Below are 20118 nucleotides of genomic sequence, written 5' to 3' on the forward strand. Positions count from 1 at the left end.
TTTCCCGGGAAAGTATTTATTTCCCCGCCCGGCAAAAGCGCAAGCTCCCCGGGCGGCCTCGGGCGAGGCGGCTCGGGGAGCTTGCGAACGCTGCATCAGCCGGCCGCCCCTTTACACGTACGGAGCTTCCCAGGCTTTCTTGTGCCAGCCGATGTCTTCCGCGACGACGTTAAGCTGGCGGTCCAGCCTCACCTCGGCGCGGTAAGGCCAGTCCCGCTCTCTCCAAAAGCGCAAATCCGTCCAGGTGACGAGGTAATCTCCGTTAGCCTCTTCCTTCCAGCTCGCATAAGCCCGTTTGGCGAAGCCTCGCAGCGTCTGCACCGCGGAAGAGCGGCGGCTGGCTTCGATGCATGCGTGGGAATCGGCATGCGGCAGATGCTTGCACGGCAGCCAGCGCTTCCCCGCGAGGCTCCCCATCTCGTAGCCGGAGTCGGTCTGCGCGAGAAACTGCCAACGGAACCACCACAGACCCGGAAGCACGTGCACGGCCAGCGCCCTGCGGTATCTCCTTCTAACCCGGCGAGCCACGACCGCATGATGGGCGATCCGCCATCCGGCATACGCCGCCGTAACCGCCCATGCTCCCGCAAAAAACCAGGGCGCCGCCGCGGTACCGCCAGCCAGCGCGCCCAGAATCGCTGCGACGTGGACGGCGGCAAGGAACGGATCGGTCAGGCATATGGCGTCCAGATGAAGCCACTCCCGGCGAAAGGGCAGCAGAAATTGCACCCCGTACGCGTTCGTCCAATCGGACAGCACATGGATCGCCACGCCCAGCAAAGCATAGGCGAACAGCAGCGGCGCATGCGCCCACATCCCTCCTATCCACGCAACCAGAGCGGCGATCGCGCCGGCCCATACCGGCCATGCCGGAAGCGCATGGCTAATGCCCCGGTGATGCTTCAAATAAGCGTCCTTGCCCTTTAAGCGAACGACCGCGTCGAAGTCGGGCGCCAGGGAACCGAGCACCGAGACGGCCAGCGCGGCTGCCGCCAGGCCCGAATCGGCGGCGACGGACGGAAAAAACAGAGCTGTGCCCGCGAGCGTAACGCCAAACAAAACGTGCGTCCCCGTATCCAAGCCGATGTCTCCTCTCGAATGACTTTTTTCTTGGTACGGCTTCAGGTTACAGCAGTTCTGTTAGCGAGAAATTAGCGAGAAGTCAGCGCGGCGTAAGCAGCGGATTATTTTCGGACCGGAGCGAATAACGGCACTGCCAGGCACCCATACTATTCCATGGGCGACCGCCCGCATCGTACAGACAAGGGAGCGAAGAGCGATGGCCAAACCCGACGACCGTTCGGACAACGCGGAGAAGCTGCAGGCAGCCGTGCAGAATACGAGAGAGAACCTCGAGCAATCCGAGCATTACCTGGACGAGCATTCCGTAGAGCTGTCTCCGGAAGAGTCCTCCGCGCTGCGGCAAAAAAACGAAAATCGCCGCGAGGCGATCGACAGCCTGAGCAGCGAAATTCAAGACGAGCAGGAATACGCGGAATAGCGAAGACGACGTCAAACCCCGATAGGATCCGCCTTCGCGGCCGAATCCTATCGGGGTTTTTCGTTACGGCGCCGCACGATCAGGTTTTCTCGACGTTGAAGTATTGCGCCTCCGGATGGGCGAATACCATCGCCGATACGCTGGCCTCCGGATCCATCATGAAGCCTTCGGTCAGATGGACGCCGATATCCTCGGGCTTCATCAGCGCGAACAGCGGGCCTTGATCCTCCAGATCGGGACAGGCCGGATAACCGAACGAGACCCGAATGCCCTGATAGCGGGCGCCGAAGCGCTTCTTCATCGTCATGTCGGCCGGATCGGGGAAGCCCCAGATGTCTCTCATCATATGATGCACCCGTTCGGCCATCCCCTCCGCCACTTCGAGCGCGGTCGCCAGAAGCGCGTGGGAGCGCAGGTAATCGCCGCTCTCTTTCCACTCCTCGGCCTGTTCGCGGGCCCCCTGGCCTGCGGTTACGACGAGGAAGCCGACATTGTCCATGACACCGCTGTCGACGGATTTGAGGAAATCCGCCAGGCAGAGGAACGGCTCCACCTGCTGCCGCGGGAACGAGAAGCGGTGCAGCACGCGGCCCGTATCCGCGGGATCGTAGACGAGAATGTCGTTGCCGTCCGACTGCGCCGGGAAGAACCGGTACATCGCCTGCGGCTTCAGCCAGCCCTTCTCCAGCGATTGCTTCATAATATCGTCCACCGTCGCCTTCAGGTTGACGGTCCTCTCGTCCCCTGCGGCAAGCAGCTCTTCGACGTTGCCCTTCAAGCCGAGGTGATGACCGAGCAGCATCTGCATGTTGACATACGGCATAACGTGCGAGATCGGATAATCCCGCAGCACGTGGCGGTCGTAGTCCGGCGGCGCGAATACCGGAGCGTCCTGCGAAATGCTGGAGCGCCGGGTGCGCGACGCTTCGGGCAGCTCCTTGGCCGGCTTGTCGGCTTCCTCCGCCAGCTTCTCCTGGGCGGCCCGGTGCTCCTCGACGATGCGCGCCCGTTGTCCGGGATCGCTCAGTTGGTTCGCCAGATCGAGCCCTTCCATGGCATCCTTCGCGTAGAGCACGACGCCCTCGTATTCCGGCGCGATCCGGTTTTTCGTGAACTTGCGCGTCAGCGCGGCGCCGCCGACGAGAATCGGAGCGTCGATGCCGGCGCTGCGCAAGTCCTGCGCGGTGACGACCATCTGCTGCGCGGATTTGACGAGCAGGCCGGACAATCCGATGGCGTCCGGATTTTCCCTGCGAGCCGCTTCGATAATCTGATCCGGCGGCACCTTGATGCCCAAATTGACAATCCGGTAGCCGTTGTTGGACAGAATGATCTCCACGAGGTTTTTGCCGATATCGTGCACGTCGCCCTTGACGGTGGCCAGCAGAATTTTGCCTTTGACGGCGGAATCGGCCTTCTCCATATGCGGCTCGAGCTGCGCCACCGAAGCCTTCATCACTTCCGCGCTCTGCAGTACCTCCGCCACGATCAGCTCGTTGTTGTTGAACAGACGCCCTACTTCCGTCATGCCGGCCATCAGCGGACCGTTAATGATGTCCAGCGGCGCGTATTTCTTGAGCGCTTCGTCCAGGTCCGGCGCAAGGCCGTCCTTGCTGCCCTCCACGACGTAGTTGGCCAGCCGTTCCTCCAGCGTCAGATTTTCCGCCTTGACCTTCTTCTCTACCTTCTTGTCGCGAAAGGCGGCGACGAACGCGGCCAGCGTATCGTCGTTCGTGTTGTACAGCAGCTGCTCGGCCAAGTTGCGCTCGTGCTCCGGAATCGAGGCGTAGCGCTCCAGCTTCTCGGTGTTGACGATCGCGTAATCGAGCCCGGCCTTCGTGCATTCGTACAGAAAGACGGAATTGAGCACCTCCCGTCCCGCTTCGGGCAGGCCGAACGAGATGTTGCTGATCCCGAGAATCGTCTGGCAGGCGGGCAGCGCCTGCTTGATCAGGCGGATGCCTTCGATCGTTTCCTTGGCGGACCCGATATATTGCTCGTCTCCGGTCCCGACCGGGAAAACGAGCGGATCGAAGACGATGTCCTCCGCCTTTAAGCCATACTTGTTCACGAGCAGATCATGCGAGCGAACGGCCACGTCCCGCTTGTCTTCGCGTGAGATCGCCTGGCCCCGCTCGTCGATCGTGCCGACGACCACGGCGGCTCCGTACTTGTGGAGAATCGGGACGACCTTCTCGAACTTCTCTTCCCCGTCCTCGAGATTAATGGAGTTAATGATTGATTTGCCTTGAATATACTTCAGCGCCAGGTCGATCACCGCGGCGTCGGTCGTATCGACCATGAACGGCACTTTGACCTTCTTCGTCACGAAATCCAGAAACTGCTTCATGTCGACCGCTTCGTCCCGGTCCGGGTCCTGCACGCAAATATCGATGACGTGAGCCCCCGTCTTCACCTGCGCCCTGGCGACTTCCGAGGCCTCCTCGTATTTGCCTTCGGCGATCAGCCGTTTGAACTTGCGGGAGCCGAGCACATTCGTCCGCTCGCCGACCATATAGGGACGGCTGTCGTTCTCGATGTAAACCGTATCGATGCCGGATACCGCCGGCGGATGCTCGCCCGCGATTTTACGCGGAGCGACGTCCTTCATCGCCTCGACGATCGCCGCGATGTGCGCGGGCGTCGTGCCGCAGCAGCCTCCGGCCACGTTAAGCCAGCCTTGCTCGGCAAAGCCGCGCAGCTTCTTGGCCAGCGAATCCGGAGATTCGTGGTAATGTCCGTTCTCGTCGGGCAGCCCCGCGTTCGGATAACAGCTGACGGCCGTCTTGGCGACCGAGGACAGCGTCCGGATATGGTCGCGCATGAATTCCGGGCCCGTGGCGCAGTTCAACCCCATCGACACCGGCTTCAGATGCTCCAGCGAAATGTAAAACGACTCGATGCTCTGACCGGCCAGCGTCGTCCCCATCGGCTCGATCGTGCCGCTGATCATGATCGGCAGCTCGCGGCCCGTTTTTTTGAACGCTTCGCGCACGCCGATGCTCGCCGCTTTCACGTTAAGCGTATCCTGGCAAGTCTCGATAAGAATGCAATCGACTCCGCCTTCCATCAGGGCAACGACTTGATCCAGATAATCCCGGACCAATTGGTCGAAGGTGACGCCGCCCGTCACGGACAACGTTTTCGTCGTCGGGCCCAGCGCGCCGGCGGCATATCTCGGCTTGTCCGGGGTCGAATATTTATCGCAGGCTTCCCTCGCAAGCCGGGCCGCGGCCAGATTGATCTCGCGAGCCTTGTCGGGAATATCGTACTCGGCCAGCACGACGGCGGTCGAGCCGAACGTGTTCGTTTCGATAATATCCGCTCCCGCCGCCAGATAAGCTTCATGAATCGAGCGGATGACGTCGGGCCTCGTCAGCACCAGCAGTTCGTTGCAGCCTTCGAACTCTTCTCCCCCGAAATCCTCGGCCGTCAGGTCCGCTTGCTGGATCATCGTGCCCATCGCGCCGTCCAAAACGAGAATTCTGGCGTCCAAAACCTCTTGCAGAGACGGTTTGGTTTGCGTTAAAGTCATATTAAAGTCTTCCCCTGTCTGTCAAATCATTAAATTCTATAGTAACAGAATCCGTTGAGGACGGAAAGATACACATCGACAGGTTTCAGGAATTGGACTATAATAAAGGCATTAATTCACATTGGGAAAAGAGGGATTTAACCATGGCAGAGATTCGCATCCGCAACACCGACGAAAGAATTTCCGGCGAAGAAGAAGTTCGCGCGTTCCTGACGAAACAGAACGTCCTGTACGAGCACTGGAATACAAGCAAGCTTCCGGCAGAGCTGCACGAGAAATTCGTGCTGTCCGACGACGAGAAAGCTCAGCTTCTGGCTGCCTATGACGCGGAAATCCGCGATCTGGCCGGCAGACGCGGATACAAGGTTTGGGATATCATCGCCCTCTCCGAATCGACGCCAAACCTGCCCGAATTGCTTAAGAAGTTCGAACAGGTGCACACGCATACGGAAGACGAAGTTCGCGCCATTACGGCCGGACGCGGCATCTTCATCATCAAAGGCGACGACGAGACCGGATATTTCGATGTCGAGCTGAGCGCCGGCGACGTCATCTCCGTTCCGGAAGGCCAACCGCATTTCTTTACGCTGATGGAAAACAAAGCGATCGTAGCCGTGCGTTTGTTCATCGAGCCGGCCGGCTGGGTCGCCGAACCGTTTGAAGATCCGGCATTCGTCAAGTAAAGCGCAAGCAGCGATAAAAAGGGCTATCCCCATCGCGTTCGGCAGGCGAACGGTCGACGGGGATAGCCCTTCGTATTATGCGGGCGGCAGCGCGCCCATTTACGTACGATTTAAGCTTTCTCGATAGCACGAATCAATGCGGGAAGCTCGGTCAAACTCTCGATCTCATACGAAGGCACGATCTCGTCGTTACGGATTGCGCCGTGCCGGTTGATCCATACCGACGTCATGCCGATCCGGTTCGCGCCGAGAATGTCGGTCGTCAGCTTGTCCCCGATCATGACGCCCTCTTCCGCCGTAACGCCCACTTGCTCCAACGCATGGGCGAACAGCTTGGAGGACGGCTTGCCTTCGCCGAAGCTGCCGGAAATGACGATCGCGTCGAAGTAGGGAATCAGCTCGGGCATGCCGTCAAGCTTCTCCTGCTGTAGATCCGGGGAACCGTTCGTCAGCAGCAGCAGCTTGTACGATTGCTTCAGCTCGTCCAGCACGGCGAACGTCTCGTCGTATACGTACTTCAGCTTCCTTCTCTGGGCGGGAAACATCTCGGCTAGCTGAACCCCAAGCCCGGGGCTGTCCACGCCCAACGCCGCCAATCCTTTCGTCCAGGCGCTCTGCCGATAGCCGGGCGCAAGCTCCTGAAGCTTGCGGAACATCGAATGCTCTCCGCGCTCGAACTTGCCCCACAGCGCTTCGAACGGATTAATGCCGATCATCTGCGTAAATCCGTAAGTCTCGTACGTTTCGTACAGCGCCCTCGCTTCGCGGCGAACGGCCGCCTCAAGCTCCTTCTCGTCGACTCCCGTCGCTTCGGACGCGTACCGGCACGTCGCCTGGAAAGCCTCGCTTACGCTTCTGTCGTCCCACAGCAGCGTATCGTCCAAATCAAACAGCACCGCTTTAACCGGCATTTTCCCGCTCCTCACTTTGTCTTCGCTTCGTATTCGACTTGATTCACTTCCGCGTAAACCTTCAGCCGCTCGGCCATCCGGGCGATCGGATAACGATTCATGAGCTTGGAGAACACCCAGTTCGTGCCTTTGACGGACTCAATCAGAACGTATCCGGGTTGAACGACGATCTTGCGGATTTGCGAAGGTCTCAGCGTTTTGTAGCCCGTAAACTTGCGCGTCTCCAGCGTGTCCCGGCTGACGGCCAAATAAGGTCGTCTGAAATAATAGAAAACCGCGAGCAGAACGTAACACCCGATCGTCACCCAAAACAGCGTCGGATCCTGCAGGAACCTGTCCGACCAAGGCTGCGACAACAAGATGTAAAATAAAATCAACAAAACAAGCAGCGACGGAACCACGTAATTCCGTCCCCGAAACCGGTCGATCTGCGGCGCGTTCGGAGCGATGCTCTTCTTGCCTTCCTTTTTACGCCGTTTGTTGATCTGTTTCGTGTTCTTCGTCACCATTCGTTCCCAAGATCGGGACATAGCCTTCCTCCTCGTCACATAACGGCCGGCGCTCGCGGACGCTCCCAGCCTTTCTCCGTCTCTCTTCTTCTCTTGCGATGTCGTCCGGTTTCCCTTTTATCGTTAATGCTTGGTCGGGGCTTGATCCACGACTTCGATCCGATCCAGCTCCTGCCGGAAGTTGCGCTTGAATATCGTCAAATATTGTTGGCGAAGGCGGTCACGCTCGGCAATTTCTTGCTCGCTTAACCCCTCGGCTTTGCTTTTCCGGGATAATTCGTTAATCCGGTTAATCAACTGATCCATCTCCATCGTTGTCACACTCCCTATTTCGCATCTTCTCTACTTTGCCATTTTCGCGGACGGCTTGTCAAGAATTCCGCGCCGCAATCGGCTCCGGACCCCGGAAACGGAAAAAATCGCTGTCGGAGCAAACAGAAAAAAGACCGGATGCACCGGTCTGGAACAGAACTCCGATAGAGTCTCGGGAGGACAATATATTCAGGGCAAAATTTTCGCGGGAAATATAAGGCTTTGCCCGCTCTTCAAGTCGGGACCGGAGAGGCCGTTCCTCTCCATCAGAACGTGCACGGCTTGGCGCGTATCGATGGCAGGGTTCTTGTACGCTCTGGCAAGCGCCCACAGCGTATCGCCGCTGTCGACGGAGACCACGATCTCTTCTCCCGTGGCGGGAGCTTGCTCCCCGGTGGAAGCAAACGAACGCATCAACGTAAAGCCGCTGAAAAGAACAAGGAAAGCCAATATCGTAAACAGGCCTCTGGCCGCTTTCCAATTCACGGAGTCATCGCGCTTCGCCTCGTGAGAATAGGTCGTCCGAGTCGTATCCTGCGGCTTCGATGCCGGCGTCGTCCCTGCCGCTACCCAAGTGTGCACCATTCCGTCCACCCCAAACGTTTGTTCTGGTTCGATCTGATTTCATCCTAACACGAACACATGTTCATGTCAACAGTTTTTAGGAACGCCCGTTCTCTAGAACGAATGTTTGTGCGAACTCGGGTTCTGTGTTATAATTTGTCATCATGAGCCATTATAATAGGGAGGGTTTGGCGTGACCAAAATGTCCAGCCGTCAGAATTCCATACTTGAATTCATTAAGAACGAAGTCCGCGACAAGGGCTATCCCCCTTCCGTTCGCGAGATCGGAGAGGCCGTAGGGCTCGCTTCCAGCTCGACCGTGCACGGTCATCTCGACCGCCTGGAGAAGAAAGGGCTGATCCGGCGCGACCCGACCAAGCCTCGCGCCATCGAGATTCTCGGCGACGAAGACGATCCGAACCACAAGCTCTCCTCTTCGGTGCGTCCCGTTCCGCTCGTCGGCAAAGTCACCGCGGGCGTCCCGATCACCGCAACCGAGAATATCGAGGAATATTACCCGCTCCCTTCCTCCATGGTCGGCGAACAGCCGGTGTTCATGCTGTCCGTCATGGGAGAGAGCATGATCGAAGCCGGCATCCATGACGGCGATTATGTCATCGTTCGTCAGCAGCCTACTGCGGTAAACGGCGACATCGTCGTCGCTATGACCGAAGACAACGAAGCGACGGTCAAAACCTTCTACAAGGAGCGTGACCACATTCGCCTCCAGCCCGAGAACGCCAGCATGGAGCCGCTCCGGCTTTCCAACGTCAGCATCCTGGGCAAAGTCATCGGCTTGATTCGCTCCATTCACTAGGGCGTGTATGCCTACTCCGAGGACAGCAGATTTTGCCGAATTTTTGTTCCATGCAAGGAACTTTTGTGAAGGCGTACCGGAGGTACGTCAAGCAAAAGTGACGAAGCAGGGGGCGAAAAGGCGGTGAAAGATGCCCCTGAGCGGGTTTTACACGTCCCAGTTGGACAGGCCCTACACGCAAGGGAGCCTCGCGGATAGATATCTATCTGCAAGGCTCCCTTGTTTTCTCGGCAACGGTACTATTGTGCCGTAGCGCGGGCTTATATGTCGGTACCCACAGGAGTAGCGCCACGTGTGCTCCTGCCAGTTCCGCCTTTAATTTGCAACAGCACTGAAAGGTAGAATATGATAGTAGTAGTGATAACGGGAATTTCAGTGCAGAACTGACACAATTTCTGATTAAGCCATACTAGATGATGACGATCCGCTGCAAAACGTCGAGGTGAATCGAAAGGATGATCAGTATGCGTCTAACAGCCGCAGTAACCAAGGAAGGCAAATGGTATGTGGCAAGATGTCTTGAGGTAGAGGTGACCAGTCAGGGCGAGACGATGGACGAAGCTCTATACAACCTGCGTGAAGCGCTGGAGCTGTATTTTGATGAGGATATGCCAATTGAGCCGCTTGTCTCTCCGATTATCGCTCCGCTCGACGTAGAGATACGAGCATGAGTCCGAAGTTTCCCGTGGTTTCGGGTAAAGAAGCTGCGTCCGCACTTGAGTCGATTGGCTTTGTCGCTGTCAGTCAACGCGGCTGCCATAAGAAGATGCGCCATCCGAGCGGCAAGACCGCCATTGTCCCGATGCATGATGAGCTTGCAATCGGGACCTTAAAGTCAATTATTCGTCAAGCCGGCATTGATGCTGATGAATTTTATACACTTGATTTCTCAATAACTGAGACACAGCTGACCGAGGCCGAAGCGATGAAAAAATTGCCCAAGCTGACGAACAAGAAAATCTGCCCCTCGCCAATCGTCGTAGAGGACCACAAATAAATTAAGGAGGCGAGAAAGAAGAGCCGACGGAATAACCGTCCAAGCTCCCCTTCTCGCCCCCGAATCTTAATCCCCTATACTCCTAATAAGACAACAACTTCCCGATTAATAATTCGTCAAATACTGATCGCGTTCCCATTGGTGGACCTGCGTGCGGTACATGTCCCACTCGATTTCCTTCAGCTCGTAGAAATGGCTGAGCGCATGGTCCCCGAGAGCATCGCAGACGACATCGTCGCGCAGCAGCTCCGAGAGGGCCTCCTTCAGGTTGATCGGCAGGCTCGGGATTCCTTCCTCGATCCGTTCTTCCTCGCTCATCACGTAGATGTTGCGGTCGACGGGCGGCGGAGTCTGCATCTTGTTGCTGATGCCGTCCAGTCCCGCCTTCAGCATGACGGCCAGCGTCAGGTAAGGATTCGCGGCCGGGTCGGGATTGCGCACTTCAACGCGCGTGCTGAGGCCCCGGGAAGCCGGAATGCGGATCATCGGGCTGCGGTTGCTCGCCGACCAGGCGACGTAACACGGCGCTTCATATCCCGGTACGAGACGCTTGTACGAGTTGACCGTCGGATTCGTAATCGCCGCGATTCCTCTCGCGTGCTTCAGAATGCCGGTCATGAACTGGAGAGCTACCGGGCTCAGTCCCAGCTTGTCGCTCGGATCATAAAAAACGTTCTCGCCGCCCTTGAACAGCGACAGGTGGCAGTGCATGCCGGAGCCGTTCATTCCGAACAGCGGCTTGGGCATAAACGTCGCATGCAAGCCGTGCTGCCGCGCAATCGTCTTGACGACAAGCTTAAACGTCTGAATCTGGTCGGCCGCTTTAACCGCGGACGCGTATTTGAAATCGATCTCGTGCTGTCCCGGAGCCACCTCGTGGTGGGACGCCTCGATCTCGAAGCCCATCTCCTCCAGCGTCAACACGATGTCGCGGCGGCAGTTCTCGCCCAAATCCGTCGGAGCCAGGTCGAAATAGCCGCCCTGATCGTTCAGCTCCGTCGTCGGATTGCCCTGTTCGTCAGTCTGGAATAGGAAAAATTCCGGCTCCGGTCCGACGTTCATCGTCGTATAGCCCATCTGCTCGGCTTCTTCCAGCGCGCGCTTGAGGATGCCCCGCGGATCGCCCGCGAACGGAGTGCCGTCCGGCATGTAAATGTCGCAGATCAGACGAGCGACCTTGTTCTCGGTCACCCACGGGAACACGACCCATGTGCTGAGATCCGGGTACAGATACATGTCCGACTCCTCGATGCGGACATATCCTTCGATGGAGGACCCGTCGAACATCATTTTGTTGTCGAGCGCTTTCTCCAGCTGGCTGACCGGGATTTCTACGTTCTTGATCGAACCGAGCAAGTCCGTGAATTGCAGTCGAATAAACCTGACGTTCTGTTCCTTGGCGATCCGGGTAATATCTTCGCGTGTGTAAGTCATGACAGCCTCCTAAAGCGTAAAGAATGAATTATCTGTTCTTGAAAAAACGGGAAAGCTCTCCCTGAATCAACGACACTTGGCCGGGACGCTTGCCCTGCATCAACTGCTGCTTCAGCATTCTATGAAGCTGGGAATCGCTCATTTCGCGCCGTTTCACCTCGGACACTTCGTTAATGATCGTGCCTTCGTTCTCGTCCTGCCCGACAGGATTCATCACCTGCTTGATGCCCGCAATATTGACGCCCTTCTCAATCAGCGACTTGATTTCCATTAGACGCTCCACGTCGTTAAAAGAAAACAAACGCTGGTTGCCGTCCGTACGGGCGGGCTGAATCAGTTCGTGCTGCTCATAATAGCGAATTTGCCGGGCGGTCAGGTCGGTCAGCTTCATTACGATGCCAATCGGAAACAACGCCATATTTCTGCGAATCTCGTCGCCCATCCCCATACCAACCTTCCCAATGACTTGTTGTAATTGAAATCACTTTCATTGTACCCGCCCCCCTAAAACGTGTCAAGGAATGTCAGGTTTTTGGAAGCATTCATTTACAAAAATCCGCGCGACCACAATTCCTTCAGCGCCAGCTTGACGGCAAACTTCACATGAGCATAGGTCAACCCGCCCTGCATGTAAGCGATGTACGGCTCCCGTACCGGAGCGTCGGCGGATAGCTCCAGACTCCCCCCCTGGATGAACGTGCCGGCCGCCATAATGACGGGATGCTCGTAACCCGGCATATCCCAAGGCTCGGGCACGACATGGGCGTCGACGGCCGCCGCCTTCTGAATCGCCTGGACGAAATGAACGAGAGGCTCCGCCCCGGCAAAACGGATCGCTTGAATCAGATCGGTGCGCGGGTCGTCCCAGCGCGGATGCGTCTCGAAGCCCTGCCGGGCAAAAATCGCCGAGGCGAACACGCTGCCTTTGACGGCTTGTCCGACCAGCAGCGGCGCGAGGAACAGCCCTTGGTAGATCGCTCTTGTCGTCCCGAGCATCGCTCCGACCTCGCCGCCGATGCCCGGAGCGGTCATCCGGTATGCGGCCAATTCCACCAGCCTTTTGCTGCCGGCGATATACCCTCCGCTGGCGGCCAGGCCGCCTCCGGGATTTTTGATCAGCGAGCCGGCAATCAGATCGACGCCGACGTCCGTCGGCTCCCGCTCTTCGGTGAATTCCCCGTAGCAGTTGTCCGCGAACACGATCGCTTGCGGATGAAGCGCCTTAATGCGCGTCACCATCGCGGCGATTTGCTCGATCGTAAACGACGGACGCCAATCGTAGCCGCGCGAGCGCTGAATGGCGAACACCTTCGTCCGCTCGGTCGCCGCCGCGGCGACGCCCTCCCAATCCACGCCGCCATCCTGCAGCAGCGGCACGATCTTCGTCGTCACGCCCCAGTCGGCCAACGAGCCGAGTCCGTCTCCCGGCTGGCCGATCACTTTATGCAGCGTATCGTACGGCCGCCCGGTGACGAACAGCAGTTCGTCTCCCGGGCGCAGGCAGCCGAACAAGGCCGCCGAAATCGTATGCGTTCCCGATACGAGATGGGGCCTGACGATGGCGGCCTCGGCTCCGAAGACGTCCGCGTACACAAGGTCCAGCACTTCCCTGCCGCTGTCGTTGTATCCGTAGCCGGTGGACGAAGCGAAGTGAAAATCGCTCACCCGATGCTTCTGGAACGCCCGAATCACTTTCCATTGGTTGTTTTCGGCAATGCGGTCCAGCTTGCGGAACCGGCTCTGCGCCAGCTCCTCCGCCGCTTCCTCCCATTGCTCCCATTGCCGTTCAAAATCCGCGATATCCGATGCTTGCATGCCGCTCCCCTTATCTAAGCCGATGTTCTGCCCGCGTATCCGTCTATTGCGTATCCGGTACGCGGTATTCTTCCAAATCGTGTCCCGATTTCTGCATATCCGCCGGATTAAGCCGAACGGACAGCAGCAGATGCTCCTCGTCCGTCTCCCGCCCCGTCACTTCCCCGACCCGATACGCCAGCGAAGCCAGATCGCCTCTCGACGCCGGAATCCGGAACGTTGCGATCTCTCCCAGAATCCGGTCTTCGATCGCCGCGCGCAGCCGCGCCATATCCTCCTTGTCGTAGGCGCTGACGCGAATCGCGTCGCCGCCCCCGACAAGCGCCCGGTCGGCCTGCTCGGTCAGCAGGTCGATCTTGTTGAACACGGTCAGCGTCGGCTTGCCGCCCGCTCCAAGCTCCCGCAGCACGTCCTCGACGACGGCGATCTGCCGTTCGCGCATCGGGGAAGCCGAATCGACGACATGCAGCAGCAGGTCGGCCTGCGCCGCCTCCTCCAGCGTCGCGCGGAACGCGGCGACCAGATCGTGCGGGAGATTCTGGATAAAGCCGACCGTGTCGGTCAGTACGATCTGCTTGCCGCTCGGCAGCTCCAGGCTGCGCGAGGTCGGATCGAGCGTCGCGAACAGCTTGTTCTCCGCCAGCACGTCCGCGTCCGTGAGCTGGCGCAGCAGGCTCGACTTGCCCGCGTTCGTATAGCCGACAAGCGCCACCTGCACGGCTCCGACCTTGCGTCTGCGCTCGCGGTGCAGATTGCGATGCGCCGTGACCGCCTCCAGCTGCCGCTTAAGCTCGGTAATCCGCCGCCGAATATGGCGGCGGTCCGTCTCCAGCTTCGTCTCGCCGGGGCCCCGCGTACCGATCCCGCCGCCGAGACGGGACAGGTTCTTTCCGTGCCCGGACAGCCGCGGCAGCAAATAGGTCAGCTGGGCGAGCTCGACCTGCAAAATCCCTTCCCGCGTCTTGGCCCGGCCGGCGAAGATGTCGAGAATCAGCTGCGTACGGTCGATGATCTTCACGTCCAGCGTCTCCTCCAGGTTGCGGACCTGGGTTCCGGTCAACTCCTGATCGAAGATCGCCGTCGTCGCGCCGTCGCGCAGCGCGATGTCCCGAATTTCCTGCGCCTTTCCTTTGCCGACGTAATACCTGTTGTCCGGCGCATCCAGATTCTGCATCACGGAGCCGATGACCGTCACTCCGGCCGTCTCGGCCAAGGAGGCCAGCTCCCCGAGCGAATGCTCGGGGTCGGCGCCGGATCTTCTCGCCTCGTCCGTGACCAAGCTGACGAGCAAAGCTCTCTCCTGCCCCGTCGTTTCCGTCTCGTATGCGCTTTGTCTCATCCCTGTCCCTCATTCCGTTTATTGTTGCAGGCCGCGAATGTCCTCGGGCCGCAGCGCCATCAGCTCCTGGCGGCCCGGAGAAGCGCCCGGATACTGCGACAGCAGCCGCACGGCTTGATAGCGGATCGCCCGCTCCAGCACGTTCCGGACGAACCTCGCGTTGCTGAAATCGTAGATTGCTTCCGACTTCTCCTGAACGAGCAGCTGCCTTAGCTTGTAGACCGTTTGCGGCAGCAGCGTATAGTCTCTGTCCTTGGCCATGCCTTCGGCGATCTGAATGAGCTGGTCTACGGAATAGTCCGGGAACGTCATCTGAATCGGAAAACGGGAAGGCAAACCGGGGTTCGTCATCAAGAAGGTTTCGATCTCCAGCGTATAGCCGGCGAGAATGAGCACGAACTGGTTTTTGTAATCCTCCATCGCCTTCACCAGCGTATCGATGGCCTCTTTTCCGAAATCCTTCTCGCCGCCGCGCGCCAGACTGTACGCTTCGTCCACGAACAGCACGCCTCCCAGCGCCTTTTTCACCAGGTCCCGGGTTTTCTGCGCCGTATGTCCGATGTATTCGCCGACCAGATCGGCGCGTTCCACTTCCACGAGATGGCCCTTGGCGAGCAGCCCCATGCTCTGGAACAACTTCGCCAGCAACCGCGCTACCGTCGTCTTGCCCGTCCCGGGATTGCCCTTGAAAATCATGTGATACACGTGCGCCTGCGCCTGCAGGCTCGCTTCGCTGCGATACTGCATAATCTGCAGCAGCGCATAGATTTCGTAGACGAGTTCCTTGATGTTGTCCAGCCCGACCAGACGGTCCAGTTCCTTCTGCCAATCGGCCCACGGGCCGGACTGGGGCAGCGTTTTTAGACTGCCCGAATGATCGGCCGCGCTTGCATAGCCGGCCGTCGCTTCCTGGTCCGCATTGCGCAGAACGATGTTGATCTGCCGGGACGGACGGGAAGAGGCGACCGCCGCCTTGGCCTCCGATGCGCCCGCTTTAGCGTTCATCAAGCTTCACCCCTGAACTCGAGTCGACGATTAGCCGCAATATCAATGTATTCCGTTCGTCCGATCCCTAGTCATAGGAACAGCTTCATGCCGAGCCACTTCGTATAGGCGAGCACCTCGCGCGCTTGATGGTACGGCACGTTCAGCACCTTGGAATCCGTCACGCTCACCTGGACCGGGGAAAACCCGACCTTCCCGGCGATATCCGCGGCTCTGGAGCCATGGTAGCTGTGCGTGACGATAACGGCGGTGTGCCAGTCGTTGCTGTCCATAATATCCTGCGCGAACTGCAAATTCTCGTACGTGCTGCGCGACAGCTCGTCCATCTCGACGGCCGACTCGGGCACGCCCTGGGCGACGAGATAGTTGCGCATCCCTTCCGCTTCGGTAATCGTCGCGTCGCGGGCGTCCAGTCCGCCGGTGACGATGAAATTCGAGAAAACGCCCCCGCGATACAGCTCCAGCGCCAAATCGAGCCTCTCCTTCAGCCCCGGACTCGGCTCGTCGTTCCACAGCCTTGCGCCGAGCACGATGCCGACGTCCGAGGGCGCCGGCTTGCCGTCCTTCGGCCGGCCCTCGAACCGCACGACGAGGACATAGAGCGCCAGGCACCAGACGAGCAGCGCGGCTATCCCGAATATCGCCAGCCGCAGCACCCTTTTCTTCCACTTGCCCCGCTTGGCCAACGTAACGACCGGCGTCATGTCGCGCGTCCCCCCCTCCCTGCTCGCGTTATCCCTTGGCTTTGTCCCAGCCCAGCTTGTTCAGCAGCAGCCTTCTGTGCTGCTTGCTCAGGTCGAAATAAGGAAACTTGTTTTGCTGGATCAAGCTCATCAGCCGCGCCGCCGTTTTGCGGGCCATTGCCGAGTCGCGGGGAGTAATTTCCCCTTCGTCCAGCGCCTCCTCCAGCTCATCCTCGTCCAGCAGCAGCTTCTCTCCCGTGGGCAGCACCACGATGTCCAGAAACAGATCGTCGAACCACGGCACCTGCTGGTCCGTCAAGCCCTGCACCTTGCAAATGTCGATGTACCACTGCACGACCTGGCCCCGGTCGTCGAACATCGTCGTCACGACGAAATGCTCGCCCTTGGGAAAATGCTGCATCCACAAATATCCGCGGTCCGCCAGGCACATTCTTCTCCCGTTGTATTCCTTCCACAACGGGTCGCGCAGCTCGTGAATCCGGTACAGCGTCACGAACCCTCTGAATTGCGGTTCGTCCATCGGAATGCACGCATAGCTCTTCTTCAAAATCCGCCGCCAATTGGCCCGATCCGAAAATTTACGCTTCATCGCGACTTTCCTTTCCGTCCGTTCAACGTTAGTAAGCTTATCTTCGCCAGCCTTTGCCGTCAGGCCTCTGTCCTGACCGCGTTGCCCTGCGGCAACTCTACATAAGAAAAGCTTACCACAAGTTGCCTTCGCGAACCAGTTTGCGCCTTGACAGGGATCGAAACTGCAATACAGAAAGAGGCTGTCCCGTAAGCAAAAAGGGTCGTACGAAAAGATAATCGATAGAGAATGTTGTCGTGCATATATCTCCTTCCGCTGCTATACGATCCTGAAATTTGAAAAGGTTAACCCGTGGCAGGGTCATTTCAGGAACGTATGAGGCAGGCTCCAGGAGATATATGCACTTTTTCTTGATCGATCATCTTGTACGACCCTGCTTACGGAACAACCTCTTGTCGGATGCCGTTATTCAGTCGAGAACGTCCCGATCAGCGGAACGGTTTCTCCTTCGTCTCCGGCGGCCGGAATGTCCGGGCTCGGACTTTCGTCGGACGGAACCGGAGGTGGAGTTTCTTCCGAAGACGGAGGCGGGGAGGACGATTCCCCGGGACTCTCGATCGGCGGCTCCGCCGTCTCGATCGGCTCTCCGGTTTCTTCCGGCGGAAGCGTCTCTTCGCCCCCTTCCTCCGGGGGAGGCGTCACCTCCATGCCGGAGGTCACCGTAATCGTCTGCTGCTCGGAAGGCTCGCTCTCCAGCTCCTTGTCGGGCAGATACGCCGTCACGTAATAAGTGTACGTCCGATCCGGCAGAATCGCCATGTCGTCGTACGCCGTGCCGTCGGCGATCTGGGTCAGCAGCTTGAATTCCGCTTCTCCTTCCTCCTGGCGATAGATCCGGTAGATGATCCCTTCCCCCTGCACGGCCGACCACATCAGCTCGACGCTGACCGCTTCGGGAGAGTAGGCGACCATCAAGCCGCTTACCGCATCCAGCGTCTGCTCCTCCTCTTCCTCCTGCACGTCCGAAGGGGTAGGGAAGCTCTTTTGCTTGTAGTTTTCCAGCACCTTGGACATGACCGCGGAGAACATCGAAGCCGCTTGACCGCTGCTGCCGTCGAGCAGATGGTTCTTGTCGGTCTTGTCGTAGCCGAACCAGACGGCGGCCGTCAGCTCCGGCGTATAGCCGACGAACCAGACGTCGCGGTTTTTGTTCGTTTTGAAGTTCGGAATGCCGGCTTGCGTCGTGCCCGTCTTGCCGACGACGGTGCGTCCGCTGACGGCCGCCCTCGTGCCGGTCCCGCCCTTCTGAACGACGCCCTTAAGCAGCTCCGTCATGTAATAGGCGGTATTTTCCTTCATCACCTGCTCCGGCTTCTCGCCGAATTCGTATATCGGCTTGCCGTTAACGTCCACGATCTTCAAGATGCTGTGCGGTTCGTACAGCTTGCCGCCGTTGGCGAACGCCGAATAAGCTCTGGCCATCTGCAGCGGCGTTACGCCGTTCGTAAGGCCTCCGAGCGCGATCGACAGGTTGCGGTCCTCCGGGCCGAGGTCGATGCCGAGCCGCTTGGCGAACTCCAGCCCTTTGCCGATGCCGATCTCGTTAAGCAGCCAGACGGCCGAGACGTTGCGCGATTCCTTGATCGCCTGGCTCATCGGAATCGTGCCCTTGTACTGGTTGGTGTTGGACGGACAGTAGTCGCCGAAGCACTGCTTCACGTCCTGCACGGTCGTCCAGGGGAAGAAGTTCCCGCTCTCGAGCGCCGGACCGTAATCGATAATCGGCTTGAAGGACGAGCCCGGCTGACGCTGCTTGACCGCGCGGTTCCAGCCCTGGGCCTGGTAATCCCTGCCGCCGATCATCGCGACGAGCGACCCGTCGTGCTGGTTCAGAATGACCATCGCGCCCTGAACCTGCTGATCGTCCACGCTTTTCTCGAACCGCTCGTCGTTGGCGAATTCCTTCTCGGCAATCGACTGCGCCTTCGTATCGAGCGTCGTCGTAATGACGTAACCCGCGCTGCGCAGCTCTTCCTCGGTCAGCTTCGTTTTCTCCTGAGCCTCGTCGAGCACATAGTCCAGGAACGCCAAATACTTGTCGTCGACCTTGCTGGCCTTGGACGGCTTGTACTCGACCTTGGCCGCGTCGTTCTTTTCCTTCTCCGTAATCAGCCCTTGATCGTACATCAGCTTCAGCACGACCCCGCGCCGCTCCATCGACTTCTCCGGATTGCGGATCGGGTTGTACGTATTCGGCGCCTTCGGTATGCCGGCGAGCGTCGCAACCTGCCACAGCTTCAAATCCTCCAGATTCTCCACGTCGAAATAATATTTCGCCGCCGTCTTGATGCCGTACTGCCCTTTGCCGAAATAAATCCGGTTCAAGTACAGCTCCAAAATTTCGGGTTTGGTCATCTTCTGCTCCAGCGCGAGCGCGATGGATGCTTCCGTGCCTTTGCGGAATATCGTCTTGTCCGCGTTCAGGAACAGGTTTTTGGCCAGCTGCTGCGTAATCGTGCTGGCGCCCTCGACCGCGCTGCGGGCGATAACGTCCTTGACGAGCGCGCGCCCGATGCCGAGCAAGTCGACGCCGTTATGCTCGTAGAAGCGCTTGTCTTCCGTCGCCACGAACGCGTCCTGCACCAGCTTCGGAATTTCCGCGATCGGCGCGAATTCGCGGTTGCCTTCGTGGTTGTACAGCTTTGCCACTTCGTTGCCGTTGCGGTCAACGACGATCGATGCTTTATCCAGATTCAATTTGTTGATATTGGCGTTAAGAATGCGTTCCCCGTTCAAAATAACGAGCAAATAACCGACGACCGCGCACACAAGCGCGATCAGCGCGACGAAGAACAGCCATATGAGAACGAGCTTTTTCCTGCCCTTGCGGGGACGCTTGCCTTTGCCGCTCCCGCCGCCCTTGCCTTTGCCGCCGCTCTTGCCGCCTCTCTCCGCGCTGCCGGAGCGGCTTGGAACTGTAGGTTGGTTCATCTGTGTCTCCCCCTCTATCCGTGTGTCTCTCTCTACATAAGTTGCGCCTGTAACGAGCCGTTCATTACTTCTCCGCGAGGGCCGGCCGTGCCGGCTTCGACAGGTTCTTTTAAAGAAAGAACAACCCGGTAGCGGGTTGCCCAAGTGCCGGCCTATTCTCTTAGACGCTCATGGCTGGGGAAAAGTTTCACTCGACCGCGACGCGGGAACGACGGTTCAGTTATCCGTTCCGCCGTCCTGCTGCATGAGGGAGACGTTGCGCTGAGGCATAAACGTGCTGATCGCATGCTTATACACCATCTGCTGGCGCCCCTCGCTGTCGATCACGATGGTGAAGTTGTCAAACGCGCGGACGATGCCGCGGATTTGAAATCCGTTGGTCAAATAAACAGTGACCGGAATGCTGTCTTTGCGAAGTTGATTGAGAAAGGTATCCTGAATGTTAATGGACTTGTTCATTGGCCGAAAACCC

20 protein-coding genes are annotated in these 20118 nt (G+C 58.6%); 5 read left to right on the top strand and 15 right to left on the bottom strand.

Annotation, left to right across the window (positions count from 1 at the left end; genetic code table 11):
- Positions 1 to 111: 111 nt before the first annotated feature.
- Positions 112 to 1080, bottom strand: coding sequence for a metal-dependent hydrolase (locus ACFFT4_RS09035; RefSeq protein WP_378046909.1), 969 nt, complete (start codon positions 1078 to 1080; stop codon positions 112 to 114).
- Between the two features lie 199 nt (positions 1081 to 1279).
- Here ACFFT4_RS09035 and tlp point away from each other — a divergent pair, with 199 nt between their 5' ends.
- Positions 1280 to 1501, top strand: a complete 222-nt coding sequence (tlp, locus tag ACFFT4_RS09040) for a small acid-soluble spore protein Tlp (RefSeq protein ID WP_378046911.1) — start codon at positions 1280 to 1282, stop codon at positions 1499 to 1501.
- Positions 1502 to 1580: 79 nt separating this feature from the next.
- On the opposite strand, the gene metH is transcribed toward tlp, so the two are convergent.
- Entirely contained in the window at positions 1581 to 5036 is a 3456-nt protein-coding gene (metH, locus tag ACFFT4_RS09045) for a methionine synthase (protein WP_378046913.1), read from the bottom strand.
- A gap of 143 nt (positions 5037 to 5179) precedes the next feature.
- Here metH and mtnD point away from each other — a divergent pair, with 143 nt between their 5' ends.
- Positions 5180 to 5719, top strand: coding sequence for an acireductone dioxygenase (mtnD, locus tag ACFFT4_RS09050; protein WP_378046914.1), 540 nt, complete (start codon positions 5180 to 5182; stop codon positions 5717 to 5719).
- A 110-nt stretch (positions 5720 to 5829) separates the two neighbouring features.
- On the opposite strand, the gene ACFFT4_RS09055 is transcribed toward mtnD, so the two are convergent.
- The 4 genes from ACFFT4_RS09055 to ACFFT4_RS09070 all read right to left on the bottom strand — a co-directional run bounded on the left by ACFFT4_RS09055 (position 5830) and on the right by ACFFT4_RS09070 (position 8036).
- Complete coding sequence (locus ACFFT4_RS09055; protein WP_378046916.1) at positions 5830 to 6630, bottom strand: HAD family hydrolase; 801 nt, start codon at positions 6628 to 6630, stop codon at positions 5830 to 5832.
- A gap of 11 nt (positions 6631 to 6641) precedes the next feature.
- On the bottom strand, positions 6642 to 7160 hold the full coding sequence (locus tag ACFFT4_RS09060) for a hypothetical protein (protein WP_378046918.1): 519 nt from the start codon (positions 7158 to 7160) through the stop codon (positions 6642 to 6644).
- 102 nt (positions 7161 to 7262) lie between these two features.
- Entirely contained in the window at positions 7263 to 7451 is a 189-nt protein-coding gene (locus ACFFT4_RS09065; protein WP_378046919.1) for a DUF896 domain-containing protein, read from the bottom strand.
- A 189-nt stretch (positions 7452 to 7640) separates the two neighbouring features.
- Positions 7641 to 8036 carry a LysM peptidoglycan-binding domain-containing protein gene (locus tag ACFFT4_RS09070; RefSeq protein ID WP_378046920.1) on the bottom strand — a complete coding sequence of 132 codons (396 nt, stop codon included), beginning with the start codon at positions 8034 to 8036 and terminating at the stop codon, positions 7641 to 7643.
- Positions 8037 to 8208: 172 nt separating this feature from the next.
- On the opposite strand from ACFFT4_RS09070, the gene lexA reads away from it, so the two are divergent.
- From lexA to ACFFT4_RS09085, 3 genes are all read left to right on the top strand, one after another.
- Positions 8209 to 8832 carry a transcriptional repressor LexA gene (gene lexA, locus ACFFT4_RS09075; protein ID WP_378046922.1) on the top strand — a complete coding sequence of 208 codons (624 nt, stop codon included), beginning with the start codon at positions 8209 to 8211 and terminating at the stop codon, positions 8830 to 8832.
- A gap of 455 nt (positions 8833 to 9287) precedes the next feature.
- Positions 9288 to 9503 (top strand): type II toxin-antitoxin system HicB family antitoxin, encoded by a 216-nt coding sequence (locus ACFFT4_RS09080; protein WP_378046924.1) that lies wholly within the window; start codon positions 9288 to 9290, stop codon positions 9501 to 9503.
- Positions 9500 to 9829 (top strand): type II toxin-antitoxin system HicA family toxin, encoded by a 330-nt coding sequence (locus tag ACFFT4_RS09085; protein ID WP_378046926.1) that lies wholly within the window; start codon positions 9500 to 9502, stop codon positions 9827 to 9829. The genes ACFFT4_RS09080 and ACFFT4_RS09085 overlap by 4 nt, the downstream gene beginning before the upstream one ends.
- A 105-nt stretch (positions 9830 to 9934) precedes the next feature.
- On the opposite strand, the gene glnA is transcribed toward ACFFT4_RS09085, so the two are convergent.
- The 9 genes from glnA to hfq all read right to left on the bottom strand — a co-directional run bounded on the left by glnA (position 9935) and on the right by hfq (position 20105).
- A complete protein-coding gene (gene glnA, locus ACFFT4_RS09090) occupies positions 9935 to 11263 on the bottom strand; it encodes a type I glutamate--ammonia ligase (RefSeq protein WP_378046928.1) in 1329 nt (442 codons plus the stop codon).
- A gap of 28 nt (positions 11264 to 11291) precedes the next feature.
- Positions 11292 to 11705, bottom strand: coding sequence for a MerR family transcriptional regulator (locus ACFFT4_RS09095; protein ID WP_378046930.1), 414 nt, complete (start codon positions 11703 to 11705; stop codon positions 11292 to 11294).
- Positions 11706 to 11809: 104 nt separating this feature from the next.
- Complete coding sequence (locus tag ACFFT4_RS09100; protein WP_378046932.1) at positions 11810 to 13078, bottom strand: methionine gamma-lyase family protein; 1269 nt, start codon at positions 13076 to 13078, stop codon at positions 11810 to 11812.
- 43 nt (positions 13079 to 13121) lie between these two features.
- Positions 13122 to 14417, bottom strand: a complete 1296-nt coding sequence (gene hflX / locus ACFFT4_RS09105) for a GTPase HflX (protein ID WP_378046934.1) — start codon at positions 14415 to 14417, stop codon at positions 13122 to 13124.
- A gap of 18 nt (positions 14418 to 14435) precedes the next feature.
- On the bottom strand, positions 14436 to 15422 hold the full coding sequence (locus ACFFT4_RS09110) for an AAA family ATPase (RefSeq protein ID WP_378046936.1): 987 nt from the start codon (positions 15420 to 15422) through the stop codon (positions 14436 to 14438).
- A gap of 71 nt (positions 15423 to 15493) precedes the next feature.
- Positions 15494 to 16126, bottom strand: coding sequence for a YdcF family protein (locus ACFFT4_RS09115; protein WP_378046938.1), 633 nt, complete (start codon positions 16124 to 16126; stop codon positions 15494 to 15496).
- Positions 16127 to 16154: 28 nt separating this feature from the next.
- Positions 16155 to 16715 (bottom strand): ribonuclease FAU-1 family protein, encoded by a 561-nt coding sequence (locus ACFFT4_RS09120; RefSeq protein ID WP_378046939.1) that lies wholly within the window; start codon positions 16713 to 16715, stop codon positions 16155 to 16157.
- Positions 16716 to 17120: 405 nt separating this feature from the next.
- Positions 17121 to 19646, bottom strand: coding sequence for a transglycosylase domain-containing protein (locus ACFFT4_RS09125; RefSeq protein ID WP_378046940.1), 2526 nt, complete (start codon positions 19644 to 19646; stop codon positions 17121 to 17123).
- A gap of 216 nt (positions 19647 to 19862) precedes the next feature.
- The gene (gene hfq, locus ACFFT4_RS09130) at positions 19863 to 20105 is read right to left on the bottom strand and encodes an RNA chaperone Hfq (protein WP_378046942.1); all 243 of its coding nucleotides are present in this window, start codon (positions 20103 to 20105) and stop codon (positions 19863 to 19865) included.
- Positions 20106 to 20118 lie beyond the last annotated feature (13 nt).

This window comes from Cohnella cellulosilytica, assembly GCF_042431195.1.
Lineage (GTDB): Bacteria > Bacillota > Bacilli > Paenibacillales > Paenibacillaceae > Cohnella > Cohnella cellulosilytica.

Bases quoted from the DNA above. Each gene is read 5' to 3' on its own strand.
- tlp (WP_378046911.1), top strand. From the start codon at position 1,280: ATGGCCAAACCCGACGACCGTTCGGACAACGCGGAGAAGCTGCAGGCA.
- metH (WP_378046913.1), bottom strand. From the start codon at position 5,036: ATGACTTTAACGCAAACCAAACCGTCTCTGCAAGAGGTTTTGGACGCC.
- mtnD (WP_378046914.1), top strand. From the start codon at position 5,180: ATGGCAGAGATTCGCATCCGCAACACCGACGAAAGAATTTCCGGCGAA.
- ACFFT4_RS09055 (WP_378046916.1), bottom strand. From the start codon at position 6,630: ATGCCGGTTAAAGCGGTGCTGTTTGATTTGGACGATACGCTGCTGTGG.
- ACFFT4_RS09060 (WP_378046918.1), bottom strand. From the start codon at position 7,160: ATGTCCCGATCTTGGGAACGAATGGTGACGAAGAACACGAAACAGATC.
- ACFFT4_RS09065 (WP_378046919.1), bottom strand. From the start codon at position 7,451: ATGGAGATGGATCAGTTGATTAACCGGATTAACGAATTATCCCGGAAA.
- ACFFT4_RS09070 (WP_378046920.1), bottom strand. From the start codon at position 8,036: ATGGTGCACACTTGGGTAGCGGCAGGGACGACGCCGGCATCGAAGCCG.
- ACFFT4_RS09080 (WP_378046924.1), top strand. From the start codon at position 9,288: ATGATCAGTATGCGTCTAACAGCCGCAGTAACCAAGGAAGGCAAATGG.
- ACFFT4_RS09085 (WP_378046926.1), top strand. From the start codon at position 9,500: ATGAGTCCGAAGTTTCCCGTGGTTTCGGGTAAAGAAGCTGCGTCCGCA.
- glnA (WP_378046928.1), bottom strand. From the start codon at position 11,263: ATGACTTACACACGCGAAGATATTACCCGGATCGCCAAGGAACAGAAC.
- ACFFT4_RS09095 (WP_378046930.1), bottom strand. From the start codon at position 11,705: ATGGGCGACGAGATTCGCAGAAATATGGCGTTGTTTCCGATTGGCATC.
- ACFFT4_RS09100 (WP_378046932.1), bottom strand. From the start codon at position 13,078: ATGCAAGCATCGGATATCGCGGATTTTGAACGGCAATGGGAGCAATGG.
- hflX (WP_378046934.1), bottom strand. From the start codon at position 14,417: ATGAGACAAAGCGCATACGAGACGGAAACGACGGGGCAGGAGAGAGCT.
- ACFFT4_RS09110 (WP_378046936.1), bottom strand. From the start codon at position 15,422: ATGAACGCTAAAGCGGGCGCATCGGAGGCCAAGGCGGCGGTCGCCTCT.
- ACFFT4_RS09115 (WP_378046938.1), bottom strand. From the start codon at position 16,126: ATGACGCCGGTCGTTACGTTGGCCAAGCGGGGCAAGTGGAAGAAAAGG.
- ACFFT4_RS09120 (WP_378046939.1), bottom strand. From the start codon at position 16,715: ATGAAGCGTAAATTTTCGGATCGGGCCAATTGGCGGCGGATTTTGAAG.
- ACFFT4_RS09125 (WP_378046940.1), bottom strand. From the start codon at position 19,646: ATGAACCAACCTACAGTTCCAAGCCGCTCCGGCAGCGCGGAGAGAGGC.
- hfq (WP_378046942.1), bottom strand. From the start codon at position 20,105: ATGAACAAGTCCATTAACATTCAGGATACCTTTCTCAATCAACTTCGC.